Origin of the sequence: Pseudarthrobacter sp. NIBRBAC000502772 (assembly GCF_006517235.1) — a bacterium.
Classification (GTDB): Bacteria; Actinomycetota; Actinomycetes; order Actinomycetales; family Micrococcaceae; genus Arthrobacter.
The window spans coordinates 100,932-121,029 of sequence record NZ_CP041188.1 but is presented as its reverse complement, the minus strand read 5'-3'; the positions used below and the strand labels follow the sequence as shown (position 1 = coordinate 121,029).

General features: G+C 66.4%; 19 protein-coding genes. 10 read left to right on the top strand and 9 right to left on the bottom strand.

What is annotated here, in order from left to right; translation table 11 throughout:
* Positions 1–43: 43 nt before the first annotated feature.
* Positions 44–1,066: a glycoside hydrolase gene (locus NIBR502772_RS00625; protein WP_246848644.1), complete on the bottom strand. Its 1,023-nt coding sequence runs from the start codon at positions 1,064–1,066 to the stop codon at positions 44–46.
* A 92-nt stretch (positions 1,067–1,158) separates the two neighbouring features.
* Positions 1,159–2,781, bottom strand: a complete 1,623-nt coding sequence (locus NIBR502772_RS00620) for an HNH endonuclease signature motif containing protein (RefSeq protein WP_210412359.1) — start codon at positions 2,779–2,781, stop codon at positions 1,159–1,161.
* 87 nt (positions 2,782–2,868) lie between these two features.
* Here NIBR502772_RS00620 and NIBR502772_RS00615 point away from each other — a divergent pair, with 87 nt between their 5' ends.
* Positions 2,869–3,657, top strand: a complete 789-nt coding sequence (locus NIBR502772_RS00615) for an HNH endonuclease family protein (RefSeq protein ID WP_246848643.1) — start codon at positions 2,869–2,871, stop codon at positions 3,655–3,657.
* A 25-nt stretch (positions 3,658–3,682) separates the two neighbouring features.
* On the opposite strand, the gene NIBR502772_RS00610 is transcribed toward NIBR502772_RS00615, so the two are convergent.
* Positions 3,683–7,168 (bottom strand): DEAD/DEAH box helicase, encoded by a 3,486-nt coding sequence (locus NIBR502772_RS00610; RefSeq protein ID WP_141138655.1) that lies wholly within the window; start codon positions 7,166–7,168, stop codon positions 3,683–3,685.
* A 192-nt stretch (positions 7,169–7,360) separates the two neighbouring features.
* Here NIBR502772_RS00610 and NIBR502772_RS00605 point away from each other — a divergent pair, with 192 nt between their 5' ends.
* Positions 7,361–8,212, top strand: coding sequence for a hypothetical protein (locus tag NIBR502772_RS00605; RefSeq protein WP_141138654.1), 852 nt, complete (start codon positions 7,361–7,363; stop codon positions 8,210–8,212).
* A gap of 71 nt (positions 8,213–8,283) precedes the next feature.
* On the opposite strand, the gene NIBR502772_RS00600 is transcribed toward NIBR502772_RS00605, so the two are convergent.
* Positions 8,284–8,892: a DUF5655 domain-containing protein gene (locus NIBR502772_RS00600; protein ID WP_141138653.1), complete on the bottom strand. Its 609-nt coding sequence runs from the start codon at positions 8,890–8,892 to the stop codon at positions 8,284–8,286.
* A gap of 144 nt (positions 8,893–9,036) precedes the next feature.
* Here NIBR502772_RS00600 and NIBR502772_RS00595 point away from each other — a divergent pair, with 144 nt between their 5' ends.
* From NIBR502772_RS00595 to NIBR502772_RS00585, 3 genes are all read left to right on the top strand, one after another.
* Entirely contained in the window at positions 9,037–9,681 is a 645-nt protein-coding gene (locus tag NIBR502772_RS00595; protein WP_141138652.1) for a protein tyrosine phosphatase, read from the top strand.
* A 155-nt stretch (positions 9,682–9,836) separates the two neighbouring features.
* On the top strand, positions 9,837–10,415 hold the full coding sequence (locus NIBR502772_RS00590; protein ID WP_141138651.1) for an RNA polymerase sigma factor: 579 nt from the start codon (positions 9,837–9,839) through the stop codon (positions 10,413–10,415).
* Positions 10,408–11,259 (top strand): hypothetical protein, encoded by an 852-nt coding sequence (locus NIBR502772_RS00585; RefSeq protein WP_141138650.1) that lies wholly within the window; start codon positions 10,408–10,410, stop codon positions 11,257–11,259. The genes NIBR502772_RS00590 and NIBR502772_RS00585 overlap by 8 nt, the downstream gene beginning before the upstream one ends.
* A gap of 106 nt (positions 11,260–11,365) precedes the next feature.
* Here the strand turns inward: NIBR502772_RS00585 and NIBR502772_RS00580 are convergent, their stop codons facing one another.
* Positions 11,366–11,893 carry a hypothetical protein gene (locus NIBR502772_RS00580; RefSeq protein ID WP_141138649.1) on the bottom strand — a complete coding sequence of 176 codons (528 nt, stop codon included), beginning with the start codon at positions 11,891–11,893 and terminating at the stop codon, positions 11,366–11,368.
* Positions 11,894–12,102: 209 nt separating this feature from the next.
* Here NIBR502772_RS00580 and NIBR502772_RS00575 point away from each other — a divergent pair, with 209 nt between their 5' ends.
* Complete coding sequence (locus NIBR502772_RS00575; RefSeq protein WP_058930911.1) at positions 12,103–12,603, top strand: sigma-70 family RNA polymerase sigma factor; 501 nt, start codon at positions 12,103–12,105, stop codon at positions 12,601–12,603.
* Positions 12,600–13,265, top strand: coding sequence for an anti-sigma factor (locus tag NIBR502772_RS00570; protein ID WP_141138648.1), 666 nt, complete (start codon positions 12,600–12,602; stop codon positions 13,263–13,265). The genes NIBR502772_RS00575 and NIBR502772_RS00570 overlap by 4 nt, the downstream gene beginning before the upstream one ends.
* A gap of 99 nt (positions 13,266–13,364) precedes the next feature.
* On the opposite strand, the gene NIBR502772_RS00565 is transcribed toward NIBR502772_RS00570, so the two are convergent.
* Positions 13,365–13,847 carry a type II toxin-antitoxin system RatA family toxin gene (locus NIBR502772_RS00565; RefSeq protein ID WP_141138647.1) on the bottom strand — a complete coding sequence of 161 codons (483 nt, stop codon included), beginning with the start codon at positions 13,845–13,847 and terminating at the stop codon, positions 13,365–13,367.
* A gap of 75 nt (positions 13,848–13,922) precedes the next feature.
* A complete protein-coding gene (locus NIBR502772_RS00560) occupies positions 13,923–14,774 on the bottom strand; it encodes a DUF1206 domain-containing protein (RefSeq protein WP_141138646.1) in 852 nt (283 codons plus the stop codon).
* 216 nt (positions 14,775–14,990) lie between these two features.
* Here NIBR502772_RS00560 and NIBR502772_RS00555 point away from each other — a divergent pair, with 216 nt between their 5' ends.
* Positions 14,991–16,580 (top strand): hypothetical protein, encoded by a 1,590-nt coding sequence (locus NIBR502772_RS00555; RefSeq protein WP_141138645.1) that lies wholly within the window; start codon positions 14,991–14,993, stop codon positions 16,578–16,580.
* A 63-nt stretch (positions 16,581–16,643) separates the two neighbouring features.
* Entirely contained in the window at positions 16,644–17,090 is a 447-nt protein-coding gene (locus tag NIBR502772_RS00550) for a hypothetical protein (protein ID WP_141138644.1), read from the top strand.
* Between the two features lie 72 nt (positions 17,091–17,162).
* On the opposite strand, the gene trmB is transcribed toward NIBR502772_RS00550, so the two are convergent.
* Complete coding sequence (trmB, locus tag NIBR502772_RS00545) at positions 17,163–18,086, bottom strand: tRNA (guanosine(46)-N7)-methyltransferase TrmB (RefSeq protein WP_104063208.1); 924 nt, start codon at positions 18,084–18,086, stop codon at positions 17,163–17,165.
* A 110-nt stretch (positions 18,087–18,196) separates the two neighbouring features.
* On the bottom strand, positions 18,197–18,592 hold the full coding sequence (locus NIBR502772_RS00540; RefSeq protein WP_141138643.1) for a hypothetical protein: 396 nt from the start codon (positions 18,590–18,592) through the stop codon (positions 18,197–18,199).
* Between the two features lie 164 nt (positions 18,593–18,756).
* On the opposite strand from NIBR502772_RS00540, the gene NIBR502772_RS00535 reads away from it, so the two are divergent.
* A complete protein-coding gene (locus NIBR502772_RS00535) occupies positions 18,757–20,097 on the top strand; it encodes an MFS transporter (protein WP_141138642.1) in 1,341 nt (446 codons plus the stop codon).
* Position 20,098: the final 1 nt, after the last annotated feature.

The following is a 20,098-nucleotide window of genomic DNA, read 5'->3' as shown; positions in this document are numbered from 1 at the left end:
CCCCGATACCCTGTTCTCAGCCCTGGCTTCGGATGCTCCGGCGTCAGCTGTGGGAGCAGAGCAAGGTGCCGTCCTGCACTTCCAGCACTGCGGCCCGAATGTGGCTGAGGTGGCTCTTGGGGTCCGCTGTCATGCCGTCGATATCCTCGCCGTTCCAGTGCGGATGGGTGAAGTACACGATGAGCGCACGTTCCTTGCCGTCTGCCGGGGCCTCCAGCGGCACTACGTCCGCGTGCCGTCCTACTACTGGACCGCCGTCGGCCGTTTCAGGAGCCGTCAGGATGAGCCCGTCAGAATTCTCCTGCCGCGTCCAGCCGCCTGAGGCGTCCTCGGACCGGTAGATCGCCTGGCCACGCCATTCGTCCACGATCATCCAGAACTGCCCGTCGAGCTTGAAGACTTTGGGTCCTTCGTGCGGTCGCCCGGCGATGGTCAGGCCTTCAAGAACCCACGACGACGGATCTGCCGGGGTCCTGCTTACCGCACTGTACGTGTTTGATCCCCGGGATTCATCCTTGTACCAGAGCCGGTGCAGACCGTCTCCGCAAAGGGCCACTGCCGCGTCGATGACCCGCGGAGACTCCAATTCGATGGAACCGAGGAACTCCCACGTGACCAGGTCCGGGCTGGTCAATTGGACGATCGAGGCGTTGCCGGTCCAGTCAGTCCGGACTCCGCCGAGGACTGTGAGGTACATGATCCACTGATCGCCGATTCGGACGACGTCGGGGGCCCACAGTGTGGCGGGCAGTTCAGTTCCTGGCGGGACCAGTCCGTCCAGCGTGCCCTGATACTGCCAGTTGAGTCCGCCGTCGGACGAGCGGGCCACTCCGATTGCCGTGCCGTGGACCCACTCGACGCCGGTCAGCCCGGTTTCCGTGGGCCGTCGCTGCGTGTAGAAAAGCACCCAGTCGCCGGTCAGGTGGTCGGGCACCAGGACGGGATCTGTGGGGCCGTCCCAGATGGGATCCCGGTAGGGAGTCCTGAAGGCATCAGCCCTGAGTGGCGAGACGCTGGATGCTGCAGGTTCACGGATTGAATCTGAAGCGGTGGCTTCGGTGCGCACGGGAATCTCCAGGTGGCTGCGTAGTCGGAATTCCGTACAGCATATGCGGGAAAGTGCTTTCCCGCTGCTGCTTCCCGGCTGCGTGACAGGGCTCAGCCGGTGTTAGCGCAGGGGCCTGGAGGGGCCGCACCGGCCCCAGCTGGAGGTGCCGCACCGGCCCCAGGCTGCTGTGTCAGCCAGAGGAAGTCGGGTACGGAGGGGTAAGGTACGGGCTCTGGTTCTTGGAGGCGGCGCAGCCACTGCCGCTCCGGCTCTGGGTCTGCCGGTAGATGGCATTCGGGCAGGGCAGTGCCAGGTTCCTTATGGGGGAGTTGGTCCATTATCTGGTTTGGCCAGAATGGTGGTTCCCAGTCGGGGTGTTCGCTGGCGTAGTGGCGGCCTGTGGGTGAAATCCAGCCGGGTGGTTCGGTGGAACTCGCCGTGGTGGGTTTCCAGGGTGTGGTGTGTTTGAGCCGGTGGTGCTTGGGGCAAGGCTGACCGAGATTGCTGATCCCGGTGGTTCCGCCCTGGTGCCAGGCGAGGAGGTGGTTGGCTTCGTTGTCCAGGGACTGGTTGTTGCAGCCGGGGAACGGGCACTTCCCGTCCCGCAATCTAAGCCATTGGCGCATCGCTTTGGGGATCCGGTAGCTGTCACGGCCGATTTCCAGTGGTGCTCCGTCGCGCGCGTCGGTCAGGACACGGTGGAACGAATCGGCGCCGTCGGCGACGAGGGTCCGCGCCATGGACGGCGGGATGGGCCCGTACCCGTCGAGCATCGCGGGTTCATCGGTCAGGCCCATCAGCGCAAACACCGGCACGGTCACGAGGACTTGGGCCTTGGGTGACGGGATCAGATCGGCCTGCCCGCCCAGAAGCCAGGCCGCGGCTCTGTCGGCGCGGAGTTGGGTGAGGGTCCTGGACTCGGTGGGGCCCTGCAGGGCGCGGGCGGCGGTGGTGGCGCGGTCCCAGATCCCGGAGGCCTGATCGGCCGGGAGGTAGGCGGAGAGCCAGGCCATGCCGTCCCGGTCCGGGGAGTACTCAAGCCGCCGGTCTGCCGCGCTGCGGGTGTGGCGTTTTTCGATGCTGTCCGGGTGATGGCGTTCGCGCCAGGTCCGGGCCTTGTGACGGAACCGGGACGGGACCATTTCTCCGGCCGGGCCACCCCGTGCCGGATTGGGCGCGTCCGGGTCCAGGAAGTGCGCCTCCAACACGTGCGCGGCAGCGGGATTCAGGTTAATGGACTCGTCAACCATGATCCGGGCGTGCTGCCACGAAATGGTCCCTGCCTCCAGGGCGGCGAGGGTCAAAGGCAGAGCCGTGGTCAGGCGGTGTGCCTCGCCCAGCAGCGCGTCACCCGTGCGTTCGCTGACGGTCAGGGCGCAGGCGACCTCGGCCACGATGCCCATGTCCTGGGCGGTCTGCTCCTGAGGGGAAGTGATACGGCCCGCGACGGCCTGGGCGGCGTCGTCGTAACCGCTGGCGGCATGGACCTTCACGGCAGCGAACATGGCTTCCATCCCCACGGTCCCCGACAGGACGGTAAGGCAAAGCTCAGCCTGCCAGCGAGCCAGGTCCCCACACATCGCGGACGGACCAGGTGCTGAAGGGCAATCAGCCGGACCAGTTGCAGCCGGGCTGGCTGCTGGATCCACGGCCGCCCCACGAAGCACACCGGCCATCTGCAGAGCAGAGGCCGCGATGGTCTCCAGAATCTCTGCCGCTGCCGTGTTGTCCATACCTCCATCATGTCGAGGGGGTACGACATTTTAGGGTGACAGACTCCACACCCGGCATGACAGGTCAGAACGCCCCGCGCTAGTAGCGTGTTCACCTCCGCCGTACTCCTAAAGGACATAACGATCAACCGCTCCGCCGCCACCAAAGCACTGACGCTGTTCACCACGCTGCTTCTCGCCGGCGTCCTCACCAGCGCCCTCACCGGTTGTGACGCCGCAGCCCAGGCCGCAACGCACGCCGCAAACAAGGTGGCCGAAGCGGTCAGGGAAGCACCGCCGTCGGGCAACTCCGGCGAATCATCTGTGAGCCCAGCCGACGTGGCAACGGCCCTCGCCCAGCTGGAGACTATCCCGGTGAAGGGGCGCGCACCCAAGACCGGCTACACCCGCGAGGAATTCGGCCCCGCGTGGGCGGACGTCGACCGAAACGGCTGCGATACCCGAAACGACATCCTCGCCAGGGACCTCGACGGCGAGACGTTCAAGCCCGGCACGCAGAACTGCGTCGTTATGACCGGTACACTGGCCGACAAATACACAGGCACAACCATCGACTTTGTCCGTGGCAACACCACCAGCTCCGCCGTCCAGATCGACCACCTGGTTGCCCTCAGCGACGCCTGGCAGAAGGGTGCCCAGCAGCTCAGCGCCGAACAGCGCAGGCAGTTGGCCAACGATCCCCTGAACCTCATGGCTGCCGACGGGCCCACCAACAGCGCCAAGGGCGACAAGGATGCGGCCACCTGGCTCCCGCCCAACAAGGCGTTCCGGTGCGAATACGTAGCCCGCCAGACCGCCGTGAAGGCCAACTACAGCCTGTGGGTCACCCAGGCCGAGCGGGACGCGATGGCAGGTATCCTGGCAGCCTGCAGTTAGACGGCCCCGGGACGCGAACGAGAGCTCAGTCCTTGAACAGGCCCGCGAGGTCCTCTGCCGTAATCGACCCGCTGGACAGGGCGTCGCCTTCCATCACATCCGCGAACAGCTGCGACTTCCGCGCTTTCAGGGCCATGACCTTTTCCTCGATCGTGTCCTTGGCCACCAGCCGGTAGACCATCACATTCCGGGCCTGCCCGATCCGGTGCGTCCGGTCCACGGCCTGCGCCTCGGACGCGGGGTTCCACCAGGGATCCAACAGGAAAACGTAGTCGGCCTCGGTCAGGTTCAGGCCAAAGCCGCCGGCCTTCAGCGAAATCAGGAACACCGGCGCGCTGCCGTTCTTGAATTCATTGACGACGTCGGTACGGTTCCGGGTGCCGCCGTCGAGATAGCAGAACTCGATCTTCTCCTCCACAAGCCGCTCGCGGACCTTGCCGAGGAAACCGGTGAACTGGCTGAAGATCAGCGCCCGGTGGCCCTCCGCGACCAGATCCTCCAGTTGCTCAAACAGCACGTCCAGCTTCGAAGAGCGGACGCCGGACAGCGACGGATCGACCAGCGACGCGTCCAGGCTGAGCTGACGCAGCAGGGTCAGTGACTGGAAGATGGTGAACCGGTTCTTGTTCACGTCCTCGATCAGGCCCAGGATCTTCTGCCGCTCGCGCTGCAGGTGTGTCTGGTAGACCTTCTGGTGGCGCGGGTTCAGCACCACCTCAAGGATCTGCTCCTGCTTGGGCGGCAGGTCCTGGATGACCTGGTCCTTGGTGCGGCGCATCATCAGCGGACGGACGCGACGGCGGAGCTTGTCCAACTGCCCCTTGTCGCCGTTCTTTTCCACAGGCTTTTGGTAGTACTCGGCGAACCGTTTGGGACTGGAGAACAGGCCCGGCGCCACGATGGACGTCAGCGCCCAGAACTCCATGAGGTTGTTCTCCAGCGGGGTGCCGGTGATGGCCAGCTTGAACGCCGCGGGCAGCTTCCGGGCGCACTGGTAGGCCTTGGACTGGTGGTTCTTCACAAACTGGGCCTCATCGAGCACCAGCCCGGCCCAGGTTTTGGAGGCGTAGGAGTCGTAGTCGATCCGGAACAGCGCGTAGGACGTGATCACGATGTCCGCGCCGGCGAGTTCAACGGCCGCGTCCTGGCTGTTTTTGGCAAAGGTTTCGCTCACGATACGGACCGTGAGGCCGGGAGCGAAGCGTGCGGCTTCCGCCGCCCAGTTGCCCACGACGCTGGTGGGGGCCACCACCAAAAAGGGAGTCACGCCGTCGGGCGCCGGAACGCCGGGCGCTGCGACGTGAGCCGGCGCACCGTCTGTTGTCGCCGAAGCCGTGCCAGCCGCCGCAAGCTCAGCAGCCTGCTCCTTCGCGGCGCACATCAGGGCGAGCGTCTGGACGGTCTTGCCGAGGCCCATGTCGTCGGCGAGGATCCCGCCGAGGCTGTGCCGGTACAGGAAGCTGAGCCAGTTGTAGCCCTCCAGCTGGTAGGGCCGCAGCTCGGCATTGAGCGAGGGAGGCAGCGGCAGCCCGTTGATCCCGCCTTCGAGCAGCCCGCCCACGGCCTCACGCCAGGCGGCGGCCTGCTCATCGACAATGCCAAGCTGCGCGAGCTCGTCCCAGAGCCCGGCCTGGAAACGGCTGATCTGCAGCGGGGCGTCCTTGTTGTCCTGCAGCGAGCGGGCCTCCTCGATGAGGGCGCGCAGCTGGTGCAGTTCCGGCAGGTCCAGCGAGAAGTAGGCGCCGCTGGGCAGGAGCATCTTGGTTTGGCCCGCGGCCAGTGCGGAGAATACGGCGGCAAAAGAAACCGGCTGCCCCTCCAAAGAAATCTGGATGCCAAGATCGAACCAGTCGCGCTGTTCGGTGGCCTTGGTGGAGATGGAAACGACCGGAGCTTCCTCGGCCTCGCGGTAGTCGGCGATGTCCCCGGCAGTGTCCACTGATACGTCCGGCGCGTTCCGGAGCTCGGGCAGGACGTCCTCGGTGAAGGCCAGGGTGTCCAGGCCGCCCAGTTCGGCGGACGCGGACAGGCGGGGCGTGCCCCAGCCGCCGGTGGCCGATTCGCCCATGGCCGGAACAACGTTCCACGGCTGGCCGATGCCCTCCAGGATGCGGGCCTCGGCGGTGTCGTCGCGGTAGCCGTGGTCGCCGGGGTGCCGCCACAGCGGTTGGGCCGTGACCAGGGTTCCGGACTTGTAGTGCCATTCCCAATGCAGCCGGACCCGGTGGTCCGCGCCGTAGTTGGCCAGCAGGGAAAGGGTGGGGAGGGCCAGGGCGGGCAGCGCCACCGACTCATCCGTCGCCGTGACCCGGGCAGCCTGCTTGAGCTTCGGGTAGAAGCCGGTGAGGAAGCGCGTCTCATCCTTCGCCGGAATGTGCAGGGTGCTGCCGGCCGTGACGAACGTCAGCAGTTCCTCGCTCAGCCCGTTTTCCAGCGGGGCCAGCGTGATCACGTTGTCCGCGGAAACACCGGGCAGCGCCTCCCCGCCCGTGGTCAGGAAAATGCCGTGCGCGGGGCGGCCAATGGTCCCCACCGACGCCGGATCAACGTCTTCCCCCTCAACGGTGATGGTGGGCGCGAGCTCCAGCCCGCCGTCGTCGTGCGTTGCGCCGGGAGCCGCTGCGTCCCCACCCACGGGCGAGCCGTAACGGCTCAAATTAAGCCCGACGGCGGCGGGGGACTCCGCGAGCCGCACCGGCTCGGTGCCGCGGCTGTGCACCAGGGCGAGGCCGATCTTTTTGGCGTCGGTGAGCAGGCTCCACATGTTCTTCCCGGCGAACGTGTTCAGGCCCAGCCACAGCGCGGAGGAGTTATGAACCCGGTTGGCGGCGGCGGTGTGGGCGGCCAGGAACGCCTGCATCCACTCGATGTGAGCCTCGTTGCATTCGCGGCGGAAGTTCAGGTAGCTCAGCGTGTTCCAGGAGACGTCGCCGCGGATCCACTTGCCCTTGGCGCCCATGATCACGGGCCGGGCCTTGAGCTGGCGGACGCTGCGGAGCGGGTCGCGGCGGCCTGTGTAGGAGAAGTGCGGCGCCGGTTCCTCGATCTCGAACTGGAGGGCCAGCGGGATGCCGCTGATGGACTGCGTGATGCCCGGCTGCGAAATGAGCGGGCTGAGGGCCTGCTCCCAGTCGGCCAGGTCCAGGTTGGCGGGTTGGCGGGAAAGCCGGGACACTTCAGCGGGGGCCAGGAGCTGGACGCGGATGGCCGGGTTGTCCTCGGCGGCGAACAGCAGCGCGGCCACGTGCTTGCAGTCCTTGCGGACGGGGCAGCTGCAGACACCCACGGTGCAGCTCCAGCCGCCCGATTTCCGCACCAGCTTGGCCGTGGTGGAGTACGGGACGTCGGCACCTCCCCGGACCTTGCCCAGCATCAGCCCGGTGGCGGCGTCGAACGACATTCCGGAAACCCGGCTTCCCATGGCATACGCCAACCCGGCCGCGAGGGAGCGGTCGTTAATGGCGGGGGTCTGTATTGCCAGTGCCGCACTCTCGTCCGGTTGGGATGGCATGGTGCGCGCTACTTTCAGCTGGCCACGGGGGTGCCGTGTCCGATCGGAGGTTATCTGCTTCATCTTAGTTCGCCCGGAGGGAGCCTGAAACTTCGCCTGACGTTCACTTCCGCCTCAACACGGCGCCGCCCCCGCCGACGTAGCGTGAAAGTGTCCTGAGCAGCACCGAAGCATTCAGCAGTGAGGAATCCCATGACCATGAGCCAGAACCCTGTCGTCCTGACCAAGGCCAGCATCGATGCAGGCAGCGAGGAGGTCGTAGATGCCAACGTTTATGTGGTGAACGCCATGTACGGGAAACTGCTCGACGCCGGCGAGATCGCGCCCGCGGCGCTCGGCAGCTACTACGTTGACTTCTACGTCACGCAGTCCTTGGAGGGCGGCTTCGCCCAGTACGTGTTCACCGCGGACCGCGACGAAGTGGACCCGCTCATCCGCGAGGGCCTCGCCGGCATGGGCGCAAACGCCCACCTGGAACTCTTCAACCGGACCGTTGCGGCGTTTGATGCCTTGTCCGACGAAGACGAAGAGCGCTACCTCGACGGCGACCTGGACACCGAGGAAGAGTCCAACGACGCCGTTCGCACCATTGAAGAGCTCGACGGCGAGTTCGAGGAACTGTTCGAAACCGAAAACATCACGGCGCTCAACGCCGCCTGGCTCCTGTCCCAGGAGGGCCTGCTGGTGCTCGACGAAGAAGAGCTCGACGCGTACATCGAGCGTCAGGTTGCGCTCATCCCCAACCTGGAGGAACGCCAGGCCGCGGCCGACGAGGAAGCGCTGGAGGACGCCCCGGACTTCGAGGTCATTATCCGCGAACTGTGCGACATCGCCGGCTATGCGCTGCAGAAGATCACCATGGGCGACCCCAACTACATGCACGACGGCGAGAAGACGCTGGCCTGGCACTTCACCACGGACCACGGCGACTTCATCATGGTCGAGGACGACGACGAGGCGTTCATGATCAACCCGGAGACCCAGGAAATCGTCGCCGCCGTTGAGTTCGAGGAATCGGACGACGACGAGATGATCGACGCGTAGGACCCTCACCACGGCTGCGGGCCGGGTTCGTCGGAAGTTTCCGGCGACCCGGCCCGCCGTCGTTCCGGCTGTTAGGTGTTCTGGTCCAGCGCCCTGGCGAGGATTTCCAGCAATTCCTCATCTACCTGGTCCACAGACGTGAGCCGGACGCGGCGGTCGAAGGGATCATCGGCCCGGGCCTTCAGGGCTTCCAAACGCCCTCCGGCGGCTGCGTCGAGGCGGAGTGTGTCCAGGCGCAGCGCGACGTCCACGGCGGTGTTGGTGGTCCGGGTGACCTGGGCGAACTTCCGTCGTGGGCTGTGGAGCGAGACGTAGCCCTTCCGCATCTGGATCTCCACGCCCTCGGTGGCCGCCGCCCACGCCAGGAGCGCGTCGGCGATGGGCCGCAGCTCCGGGTGGTTGATGTACTGGCCGTCGATGAGCTCGTCGGCGTCGCGCAGCATAAATTCCGGGTAGCCGAACAGCTCCCACGAGACGGCGTACTGCGCATAGCCTGTGACGCCGTGCTCGTCGCGCATCCAGTGGCATAGCTCGGCGTCGTTCCTCAAGCCTGCGGAGCGTGCCTGCTCGGCCCAGTACCCGACGTCGTGCCCCGTCTTTCGAAGGAGCAGGGCTTTGTTGCTGTCCACCATGGTCTGCCAGGTCTTGGCCGATTTCCGGGGTCCCTGGGTGTTGGGCATGCTTCGATCGTAGTGGCGGACTGGGGCACCTGTTGAAGGAATTTTGGGGCAGCCGTAACTTTCCCGGTCCGGCCAGCGATGAAGGGGGTGAAGGGTTCCTCACGGAGCCGGATCTGAATTGTTCTCTAGGTTTTGGAGTGTCATATGTCGTTGTTCACTGTTCTCGCCACCAGCAAAATCGCCGCCGGAGTACTCGCCGCGGGCACCCTGGCCGTCGGTGGAACCGGCGTCGCAGCTGCTTCCGGCGTCCTCCCGGCCGATGCACAGCAGACCGCCCACGAACTGCTCGGCGCCCCCGCCCCCAAGCTGGCCGCTGACGCCACCGAGTCGGCTTCCGCAAACGCTTCCGGCGATGCAGCAGTAACCGGCGAAGCAGCCGTCTCCGACGATGAGGTCGCAGCCGAGGCCAACGCCTCCGCCGCTGCCGGCACCGCAGTGGACGCAGCTGGCGCCGCAGCCTTTGGCCTCTGCACCGCTTTCACCCACGGTGGACTGAACGAAGCCTCCGAGGGTTTCTCCTCGCTGGTCATCGCCGCTGAGGGCGAAACCAACGTTGACGCCTTCTGCGCTGATGTTGTTGCGAAGGGTGCCGGTTCCGCTGACGCCGACGCTTCCGGCGAGGGTTCCGCCGCCGTAAAGGCTGAGCGCCCCGAACTGCCCGCAGTGCCAGCAGTCCCCGCCGTACCGGCAGTTCCGGGTGTCGACGGCGAGCCTTCCGTTCCCGCCGTTCCTGCTGTTCCCGCCGTACCGGGCGACGTTGTAGACGTTCCCGCCGTTTCCGGCCACTAGGACCTGCTCAGCTAGTGTGGACTGCGGGAACCGGCTCAGGACGGACCGGATTCCCGCAGTCCACATGGCAGCCAGATAGCTGACCGACCGCAGCTGACCGACAGCAGCGGAGCACGCCGCGCCGAATACCGGGATGAGCGACTACGCTGCCCGGGATGGAGGAGCCACTGGTGCTAGACACTTTGGCCGAAGAAGACATAGATACTTTTGCAGACACAGCCGGTGCTGATCCGGCTGTGCTCTTCGGCGCTGTCTATCGAACCTTGTCCGGAGCGGTCCTGGGTTACCTCAAGGCCCGTGGCGTGGATGATCCCGAGGCTGTCACCCAGGATGTGTTCCTGGCGTTTTTCCCCAAGATTGGTGAGCTGACTGGCGGCCTTCAGGGCGCCAAGTCGTTGGTGTTCTCCATCGCCCACGCCCGGATGGTGGATTACTACCGGCGGGTTGAACGCCGGCCGGACTTCACTCCGTACGACCCCCTGCAGGACGGGCGCAGCACGGCGTCCGCGGAGGACCACGCCCTGGGCCACAGCGGCGGCGCGGCTGCCCTGCTTGAAGGCCTCGCCGATGAACACCGCGAGGTGCTGGCACTGCGGGTGGTGGCCGACCTTTCCATCGAACAGGTGGCCGGCATCATGGGCAAGTCCCAGGGTGCCATCAAGCAGCTCCAACGCAGGGCGCTGCAAAACCTCAAGGACCAGACTCTTAGAAGAAACCAGGCAGATCATGAGTGACACCGCAGGCTCACGCAACGGTTCCCGCGAGGACGCGTCTGTTGACCGGTTGCTGCTGGAGGCAGGGCTGGACGACGACGGCGGCCTCCGCCCCGTTCTGCTGGAGCTCCGGGCGCTCGCAGCCGAGCAGCCGGTACCTTCCGAGGCGGTTGCCGCGCTTATGAGGCCTGCAGTGACACAAACTCCTGCGGTGACACAAACTCCTGCGGTGACACAGACTCCTGTCGTGGCACAGACTGTTGTCCCGACGCCTGCACCGAGCCACGCGGCACCGACCCGTCACCTGGCGGTGGCGGCATCCCCTCAATCAGAGCCCGCCGTAGCCCCCGCCGAGGCAACCGGCCAGGTCACGGCGGCCACCGACGAGCTTGCCGCCCGCCGTCGTGCCAAGCGCAGGATCACCTTCACCACCCTGTCCGTGGCCGTCTCGCTGGCGGCCGGCGGCGCCGTTGCTGTGGCCTCCGACCAGGGGATCCGGGATTCCCTCGGCCAGGTCAACCACGCAGTTACATCCTTCGTGTCCACCGTTGGCGGCGGGCCTGCGCCCGCGCCGGTGGAGACCCCGGCTCCGGGACCGGGCCAGCCCGCCGTCCCTGCCGTAGGACCCACCGGGACGGCTGACACTGTGCCAGTTCCGGCCGTACCGGGATCCGGTTCCAGCCAGGCCACGGAGCCCGCTCCGGCCCCTTCAGGTTCAGCGCCGGCAGTGCCCCTGCCAGACCTTCCCCTCCCCGAAAACGTCACACCGGGTATGCCGGGTGGGCCGCTGAACGGCCAGGGACAGCCCCCGGCTCTGCCCCTGCCGGCCACGCCTCCAGTCCCGCTGCCGGGCCTCCACCCTTAAGCGGTCAATCGGTAGGCGGTTCGTCCGTGGGCGGTCGATCCGTAAGCGCCACAACCGCCAGTAGCCAGAACCGCCAGTAGCCGGAACCGTCAAGTAGCCAGAACTATCAGTAGCCTGACGCCGCTGTCCGGATCATTTCCCCGGCCGGCGAGGCCAGGTACCAGACGCCGTTGACGCCCTGCCCCAGCACGTCGCCGGGCTTCTTGTCCTGCGCGAAGTAGTACAGCGGCAGTCCATTCAGGGTCACCTGCTTGGCCCCGTCCGGCGTCGTGATTGTCCCCAGCGTGCCGGTGACGCCTTCGGCGGCAGGCTTGGCCGCGGTGGTGAGGACCGGTGGCCACGCGGTCAGGCACGCTCCCGTGCAGGCGCTGGTACCGGAATCCTTCACGTCCTTGGTGAAGAAATAGACGCTCATGCCCGCGGCGTCCACCACGATGTTGCCGGCGCTGGAGGATGCTGTCTTGAGGTCGACGGCGGCCGCTGCGGTGGGGGAGCCGGTGGTCGGGGCGGCGGACGTGGTGGCCGGGCTGGTGGCCGCCGGAGTGGTTGCGGTGGTTCCGGGGCTGCCGCCGCAGCCGGAAAGTGCGGCTATGAGAGCCGCTGCGGCAAGACCTGTGCACAAATGCTGTTTCATGGGATGCTCCTCGGCTGGGGCCCGGCGTAGGTCACCGGACGCTAACCCGTACGACGCACCAGGGTGAAGAATGGTTCAAAGTGAACCGTTTTCCGTCCGCCGACGTTATATCGCATGAGTGCACGGAGCTTCAGCGTCGTTGTAGTCGCGCATTTGTAACGTAGTCGCGCATTTGTAACCGCAGACAGGATCAGGGACAGGAGGGCGGCATGCCGCTGGACGAGGACGTGGTGGCTGCGATCTACCGCGAACACGGCTCCGCCCTCCGCCGTTTTGTGCTCAGCGCCTCCCGCGACCCACAGCTGGCAGAGGACGTGGTCCAGGAGACCGTGCTGCGCGTCTGGCAGCAGGCCCCGGACATCACCGGGAGCCTCCGCAGCTACCTGTTCCGTACAGCGCGGAACATCATGATCGACAACTACCGCAAAGCCCAAAGGCGCCCCGCCGAAGTGATGGAACGCGAACTCGCCGATCCCGCCGAGGCCGTGGAACGCGTGGATGAACTCCTGAACCGCGTGCTGATGGAAGAGGCGCTGCTGCGGCTCAGTACCGAACACCGCGATGTCCTCGTCGCCCTCCACTACCGCCGTTTCACCGTCAACGAGGCCGCCGTGCAGCTGAACATCCCCAGCGGAACCGTGAAGTCCCGGGCCTATTACGCCGTTAGGGCGCTGCGGACCATCCTCGATGAGATGGGGGTGGAGCGGTGAACGCCTCTGAGCTGCACCAGTTGCTGGGCGCCTACGTGCTCGGCGGGCTTGACCCCGCGGATTCGCAACGTTTCGAAGCCCACCTCAAGGACTGCGCGGACTGCCGGACCGAACTCGCCGAGCTTGAAAGCCTGCCGGCCCTGCTGGATGCGCTTCCCGTCCCGGACGCGGTGGCGCTCACCGGGAGCGCCCGCCCCGGGGTGGCGCCCGAGCCAGCCAGCTCCGTGCCGCGCAGGGTCCTGGATGAACTGGCCACCCGGCGTCGTAAATTACGACGGCGGTGGGCGGCCGTGGTGGGCGCCGTCGCCGCGGCGTCCCTCGCCTTGGGGGTGGCCGCGGCCCCGCTGCTCAGCCAGCCGCCGGAGCCGGACGCCAGCTACTCGGTCCAGTCCGGCAACGGCCTGCAGTTCAGCATCGACCTTGCCCGGAAAACATGGGGCACCGAGCTGGCCGTGAACGGCAGCAAACTGCCGCTGGACGGAACCCTCTCGCTCTGGATCCGGGACCGGGACGGCGGCGAGGACCGGGCATGTGCCTGGACCGCGACGCCGAGCGGGAGGGTGAAGGTCATGGGCGCCACTCCCGTTCAGCTGGCCAGCATCGCCAGCCTGGAACTGCGGGACGAAACCCAGCACGCCGTGGCTGTGATTACGGTGCCGTGATCTCTTTGCCGTGATCTCTTTGCCGGAGATTACGGCTCTGTGATCACGGCTCTTTGGTTACTGCTCTGTGGTCACGGCGCTGTGGTTACGGCTCTGTGGTTACGGCGCTTGGAGGGCGCGGAGCTCGGCCACCAGAGCTGGGTTTTCGCAGGCGCGGGCAAACGCTTCGATCCTCATATTGATCTCACGGCCCAGGAGCCAGGCGCCCAACCGCTCCGCCACCGGCCGCAACCAGGCCGGGCGGCACGAAAAGGTGTACTTCCAGACGGCGCGCGTGCCGCCGTCGTCCGCGGTGAAACGCCAGCCGCCGCCGAAATTCCCGAAGAACCACGGTCCGGACACCATGGTCATACCCACGTTCCTGGGTGGCGCATAGGAAACGTACTCGCTCACCATCACCAGGCCCAGGCGGGACACGGTCCGTGTCCGGACGCCCTTTCCGGCGGACGTTGCGCCGTCCAGGAATCCTTGGGAGGAGATGAACGGGTCCCACTGGAGCCGGAACGCACCCGTGGTCTGGGAGAGGGAAAAAACTGTCTCCGGATCGAGGCGGATGAGGCGTTCGGCGCGTACCTGGGGCATGGACCCACCCTAACCGGAGGTCGGGTGTTCCGCGCTGGGCCGGGTGTTCCAGGTGGGGCCCGGTGATGGCGCCCCCTACATTTTGGCCAGGCGAGCCCGGACCACCATGTACACGCCGTAGCAGATGAGGCCGGCGCCCACGGCGGCCAGCAGGTAAACGCCGAAGGGCTGGTCGCGAAGGGCCCTGAGCCCACCGTCCAGGCCCGTGGATTCACCCGGATGGGCCTGCAGGGTGGCGATGGTGATGAGCATTCCGGTCAGCAGCAGGACTATGCCTTTGGCGACGTAGCCGGTCACGCCCAAGGTGGAGACGGCCGTCCGGGCAGGGCGGGAAACGGGCATCGTGAGGTGTTTCTCGAAGGTCTTCTTGATGCCGCGGATGCCGTAGATGATCCCGGTGATGGCCATGCCCAGACCCACGAGGACCAGCAGTGCTACGCCGCCGGGGGCCTTCATGACGGCGACGGTGAGGTCGCTCGCCGATTGCTGGTTGTCGCCTCCGGACCCCGTGCCCATGGCGAAGCTGGCCAGGGTCGCGGCGAGCCCGGCAAACACCACGGCCTGCGCTGCCGCTTTGGCCTTCTTACCGACTTTGTCCTTGGTGGGCAGTCGGTTGTAGTCGAAGACGGCGTCGCTGGCCTGCCAGACGGCAAGGGACGCGCAGGCGGCAAAGCTTGCCCACAGGAGGAACGGCCCGGCGGGCTGGCTGGCCAGTTCGGAAACAGCCCCGCTGAAGTCAGCATTCCCTGAACCGCCCATGGCAAGGCGGATTGCGATGGCGCCCACCAGAAAGTGCAATAGGCCGCTTACCGCGAAACCGACCCTCGCCAGCAATTCCAGGGCCCGCGAGTTGGTGACGTCCTCCGCCGCGCCTGCGGCGTCTTTGAGTTCTCTTTTGATGGCGCTTCCTTCGGGCCAGCGCCGCACGGGCGCAGATTTGTGTGCCCCCCCGCACAACCCCAATCGTGCCACGCGGCGCCGGCCGCGAACAGTACCAACTTTGCGCACCGCGGACCGACATTAACTGCGTGTGCGTTGGTGTGCCCGGCGATGGGGAGTGTTCCCCATCGCGGGAGAATTGCCACCATGCGACGATATGTCCAGCGATAGAACTAACTCTTAATACTCTCCGGGGGAGACACCATGACTTTTTACGGCGCGGACGTCAGCCAGCTGCGGGAGCTGGCGAGGGCCGTTGACAAGGCGGCCGCGCTGCTCAGCAGCCGGGCCAGCTCCCTGCAGGGCCAGATCCAGTCCGCGCCATGGAAGGGTGCCGACGGCGAGCTGTTCCGGCAGGACTGGTCCGGCAACCACCGCCCCAGCCTGGAGCGGGTGGCATCCAGCCTCCGCCACAACTCCAAGCTGCTCCTGCAGCACGCAAACGAACAGGAACAGTCCTCTGCCGCGACCGGCGGCGGCAGTGGCGGTGGCGGGACCCGCGTCCTGGACAAAATCAAGGACCTGGGCAGCCGCGCCCAGAACTGGCTGGAGGAACAGGTAGCGAAGGCGGCAGCGGCTGAGGCCCATCGCCAGGAGCTGATGCAGGGCATGGATGACATGCTCAAGGCCAGCCCGGAAGAGCAAGCCAAGTGGTGGGCCAGCCTGTCCGAGGCGGACCGGAAATACCTGATCGAAGGCGAAGACGAGAACGGCCCGTTCGCCGAGGACCTCATGAGGATGGACGGCGGGATTCCCCAGTCCGCCCAGGATCAGGCGAGCGCCCACCTCCGGGAACTCGCCAAGACGGAAACTCCTGTATACACGGAGTCTGGCAAGGCCTCCCTTGATGCCCGGGTTGCCTGGTTCCACGCCGGCGCGGAGGTGGGCACCGTCGTCGTAGAGAATGCAGACGGTTCGGCCACCATGAAGGTCCACGGGAACGTGGGCGTAGGGGTGAACGACACCACCGGCACGGCAGGGGTCACGCTGAACGGAGAGGCCTCGCGCGAATACAAATTCGGCAGCCTGGAAGAGGCCATGGCCGCCCGCAACCAGATTTATACGGATCTCCCGCCGGACAGCGTCGGTGAGATCAAGGACGCGGCGGGCAACCCGCCCGGCTACATTCTGGAGACCATCAACGATGCTGCGGACGACAACGGCTCCACCGGCCACGACGACAAAGCCAAGGGAACCCTCTCCCTCGAAGCCAAAGGTGAATCCGGCCCGGCTTCGGGCTCGGCGAAGCTGGATCTTGCCTACGAGCGGAACCTGACGGACGGCACGGCCACCGCCAGCGCCGAGGTGTCGGCCCAGGGCAAGCTGGACCTTGACGGCAAGGTGTTCGAGGCCTCGGGCAAGGGCGGCCTGGAAGTGAACCTGGATAAGAACGGCAACATGGAATCGGTCGCCGTATCCATGGAGGGCACGGTTGCGGAGGGCGCCAGCGCGGGTGCCGACCTCCAGGGCGCAAAGGCTGAGTCCAGCGTGACAGTGGGCACTCAGGGCACCGTGAAGATCGACGTTGAGTACTCGCCGGAGAACGCGCCTGTGATCGATAGCTACATGCGCAATATGGCGTTGGGAGACACGGTTGCGGCCGGCCACGACGCCGCCAAGCTCTACGCGGCAGGTTCCGCCACAGTCCAGGTGAACAGTGTGGTGACAGCGTCCAACGAGTTCGGCGTTGACCTCAAGGCCGGCGAGGTGGAGGTCAAAACCGAGAACAAGGCAACCACCAACGTGTCCACGTACTATAAGGTCCCGAACGACACCAAGCTCGAGAAGCTCTGACGACCCGTGCCGGATCAGCACGTTCCAGCCAGCCCAGCCAAGACTTACCGCTAAGGAGCAACCATGTCAGTTCATATCGAGTCCCCGCTGGGATTCACGGCAGACTTCCCCGAGCACACCCAGGTTCTGGAGGACTCCGCCGCCGGGCCAAACACCGAGCAGTATGGCCTGCTGGGCGGTGTCCTGGTGACGGTCATCAAGGACGACACCTCCGTGACCGGCGCCGCGCAGGCTAACGGCTGGGCGCACCTGATGTCAGGCTTCTACCTTGAAGACCGGGCCGGGACCATCCTCACCGAAGGCGAACTGAACGTACCCGGTAAGTCCTCGTACGCCGTCGTGGTTGGATACACGGATCCGGCAGGCGAGGCGAGGGTCGCGGCCACTGTGGGTGTTTGGGAGAACAGCCGCTTCATCGGTGTTGTGGTGATCTGGCCGTACGTGAACCCGGAGGTCGAGCCGCGGCTGGGGATGCTCAAGGAGATCGTCGCCTCCATCAGCGTGAACTGACCCCAACTAACTAGCACTAAGTGTCGTAATGACGGCTCAAAACGGCACCTGCTGCTACCCGGTTTCCGTGGCTCAGCGCCGGCGGTAGCAGAGGTCGAAGATCAGCCGGCCTGCTTCGTGGGCCTTCGCCTCGAAACTCGTGCGGATCCGGCCTTCGAAGCGTGGCGCCCAGCCGCCCGTTTCATCAACACCCTCGTTGGGGCCTGTATGCGCGGTACTCACCGGCGCCCGGCCTTCGCGGACGGGCGCGCCGCCCACCAGGGTTTCGACGCCGGATTGCCACACTTGGGTGAGCGGGCTTTCCGGGCCGTGGCGCTCGCCGGTGTGGAGGTTTTCGAAGTCCGGCGAGTCCGCGAGGACGTCGCGGACGTGGACAGCGTAGTTGGACCAGTCCGTGGCGACCCGCCAGAGTCCGCCCTTGGTGAGTGCCCGTGCCGCCAGCTCGGCGAACTCCGGCTGGATGAGGCGGCGCTTGTGGTGCCGTGACTTGTGCCAGGGATCGGGGAAGAACACCCACAGCTCGCTGACGGATCCTGCCGGCAGCATGGTGGCGAGGACCTCGGGCGCGTTGGCTTCCACCACCCGGACGTTGTTCAGCCCGCGGCTGTTGATTTTGATGATGGTGTTGGCCAGCCCCGGTGTATAGACCTCGACCGCCAGGAAGTCCGTGTCCGGGTTCTCCTCGGCCGCGTGGCAGATGGCATCGCCCAGCCCCGAACCGATCTCCACAATCAGCGGTGCCTTGCGGCCGAACTCGGCCTCGGCGTCGAAAGTGTAGTCCGGGTGGACCGACGTGTTCGCGATGTGCCGGGGCACGTCCAGCGCCCACCGGTCCGAGTGCTCTTCCCACGCCGTCTGGCGGCGCCCCTGGAGGCGGGTTCCGCGGCGCACAAAGCTCACCGGCCTGCCGCCGTACGTGCCGAAAGACGCCTGGGTACCGGGCGTTACCGGGCGCGGGACATGCGGAGGCTGGGGAGATTCTGGGGATTCACTCATCCCTTCCAGAATACCCGGGGCCCACGCGCACGGCTTGGGAACTCACCTGAGCCACGAACGGGACGCGACGGAAATTCGAAATGGCCGCTCTGCAAGGCAGACATGAAATCTCAGAAGAGGATCATAAAGTCCCCGTCCCTGAGCACGAGCACCAGGCCCACTGCAACCTCGGCCGCCGATATCCACAACGCAGCCACACCAGCCCGCCAACCGTTTGACCGACGCACAAATACGCGGAGCGAAACAATGCCGAGCGTCACTGCGAGCAGGCCAAACAGCGCCGGATAGCTCCACAGCACCAACGGTGCAACCCAGTCCAGCCGCCCAGGGCCCTCGGAAGGCCTCGTGAAGAGGGCCGCCAATAGGCTGAGAGGCCCAGTCAAATACATGCTGGCGGGCGCAATGAGGCTGAAGGCGAGGCTGGCTGTCCCTTCGCCGCTGCCGTGGGCCTTCGGCGAGGCCGGGGCTGGCGCAATGGACGGATCGTGCAACGGTGCGAGGCTCATGGTTTCTCCCGAATGCTGTGGCTGGATACCGCTTGCTGATCCCAAACTAGGTTCGCTCCAGGCGGGTCACCAGGCCCTTTCTGGCCTATGTGGATAACTTCGCAAGGGCCGGCTGGCGCCAAGGCAAGTCCGGGCGTCAGGGCTCAAGGACGCGCAATGACAGAATGGGTCCCGTGACCCGTGCTGACAACGTTGAAGTGCCTGGACTGCTGGTCGACGCCGAAATCGACGACATCCCCCCAGCAGCCCCCACGCGCCTTCCGGGCCAGTCGGGCGGCGGTCCGGAGAGCCCGCAGGGCAGCCGACGCGCGCTCGTGTACCTAGGCCTCTGCCTGGTGCTCATCGGGCTGAACCTCCGCACGGTGTTCTCCAGTTTCGCTGCAGTTCTTCCGGAGATCACGTCCGACGCCGGCATACCGGGCTGGGCCGTCGTGGTGCTCACCACCGTGCCCGTGACGCTCCTGGGTGTCTTCGCACCGCTGGCCCCTGTCCTGGCCCGCCGGTTCGGCGCCGAACGCGTCCTGCTCGGCGCCATGGCAGTGCTCACAGCTGGGCTGCTGCTGCGGCCCGCGGACATCGGCGGCCTGGTGCCCGGTGCCGGCCACCTGCCTACCTTGATGGCGGGAACCGCTGCCTGCGGTGCCGCCATCGCCCTGTGCAACGTGTTGCTGCCAGGGCTGGTGAAGCGCGACTTCCCGCACCGGCTGGGCCTCATGGGCGGCCTGTACACCACGGCGATCTGCGCGTCGGCCGCCCTCGGAGCCGGCTTTACCTACCCGGTCTTCACGGCGACGGGGGAGTGGACCTCGGCGCTGTGGTTCTGGGCCGTTCCTGCCGCCGTCGTACTTTTGCTGTTCCTCCCGGTGGCGCTGCGCCAGCACCCCGTCCGGCACCAGGCCGCCAACCTCGGCGTCAACGTGTGGCGTTCGGCGGTGGCATGGCAGGTGACCATCTTTATGGTGCTGCAGGCCATGATGTCCTTCAGCGTCTTTGCCTGGCTGGCGCCGATCCTGCGCGAACGCGGCGTGGACGGCGGCACGGCCGGCCTGATGGTCTCTGTTTCGATCGTGCTCCAGATGACGGGTTCGTTGTTTGCCCCTGCACTGGCGGCGAGGTTCCGTGACCAGCGGGCCATCGCTGTGGTGGTGGCGCTGATGACCGGCGGCGGGTTTGCGCTGAGCATCTTCGGACCCCTGGAACTCATCTGGGTGTGGACCTCGCTGCTGGGCCTGGGCCAGGGAAGCCTCACCGCGGTGGCCCTGACCATGATCATGCTGCGGACCCGCGACGGGCACACCGCCGCGCACCTGTCCGGGATGATGCAGGGCGTGGGCTACGGGCTGGGTTCCACCGGCACGCTGATGGTGGGCCAGCTGCACCAGGCCACGGGATCGTTCACGGCCGCCGGGGTGCTGTTCCTGGTGGTCGGTTCGCTGGCCGCGGTGTTCGGTTACCGCGCGGGCCGGAACCGCTACATCGGCGGCTCCAGCCGGTCGGGCCACTAGC

What these genes read in the sequence shown, in the direction of transcription:
- NIBR502772_RS00620 (WP_210412359.1), bottom strand. Translation starts at nt 2,781, where the DNA reads ATGGACAACACGGCAGCGGCAGAGATTCTGGAGACCATCGCGGCCTCT.
- NIBR502772_RS00610 (WP_141138655.1), bottom strand. Translation starts at nt 7,168, where the DNA reads ATGCCATCCCAACCGGACGAGAGTGCGGCACTGGCAATACAGACCCCC.
- NIBR502772_RS00605 (WP_141138654.1), top strand. Translation starts at nt 7,361, where the DNA reads ATGACCATGAGCCAGAACCCTGTCGTCCTGACCAAGGCCAGCATCGAT.
- NIBR502772_RS00600 (WP_141138653.1), bottom strand. Translation starts at nt 8,892, where the DNA reads ATGCCCAACACCCAGGGACCCCGGAAATCGGCCAAGACCTGGCAGACC.
- NIBR502772_RS00595 (WP_141138652.1), top strand. Translation starts at nt 9,037, where the DNA reads ATGTCGTTGTTCACTGTTCTCGCCACCAGCAAAATCGCCGCCGGAGTA.
- NIBR502772_RS00590 (WP_141138651.1), top strand. Translation starts at nt 9,837, where the DNA reads ATGGAGGAGCCACTGGTGCTAGACACTTTGGCCGAAGAAGACATAGAT.
- NIBR502772_RS00585 (WP_141138650.1), top strand. Translation starts at nt 10,408, where the DNA reads ATGAGTGACACCGCAGGCTCACGCAACGGTTCCCGCGAGGACGCGTCT.
- NIBR502772_RS00580 (WP_141138649.1), bottom strand. Translation starts at nt 11,893, where the DNA reads ATGAAACAGCATTTGTGCACAGGTCTTGCCGCAGCGGCTCTCATAGCC.
- NIBR502772_RS00575 (WP_058930911.1), top strand. Translation starts at nt 12,103, where the DNA reads ATGCCGCTGGACGAGGACGTGGTGGCTGCGATCTACCGCGAACACGGC.
- NIBR502772_RS00565 (WP_141138647.1), bottom strand. Translation starts at nt 13,847, where the DNA reads ATGCCCCAGGTACGCGCCGAACGCCTCATCCGCCTCGATCCGGAGACA.
- NIBR502772_RS00555 (WP_141138645.1), top strand. Translation starts at nt 14,991, where the DNA reads ATGACTTTTTACGGCGCGGACGTCAGCCAGCTGCGGGAGCTGGCGAGG.
- NIBR502772_RS00550 (WP_141138644.1), top strand. Translation starts at nt 16,644, where the DNA reads ATGTCAGTTCATATCGAGTCCCCGCTGGGATTCACGGCAGACTTCCCC.
- trmB (WP_104063208.1), bottom strand. Translation starts at nt 18,086, where the DNA reads ATGAGTGAATCCCCAGAATCTCCCCAGCCTCCGCATGTCCCGCGCCCG.
- NIBR502772_RS00540 (WP_141138643.1), bottom strand. Translation starts at nt 18,592, where the DNA reads ATGAGCCTCGCACCGTTGCACGATCCGTCCATTGCGCCAGCCCCGGCC.
- NIBR502772_RS00535 (WP_141138642.1), top strand. Translation starts at nt 18,757, where the DNA reads ATGGGTCCCGTGACCCGTGCTGACAACGTTGAAGTGCCTGGACTGCTG.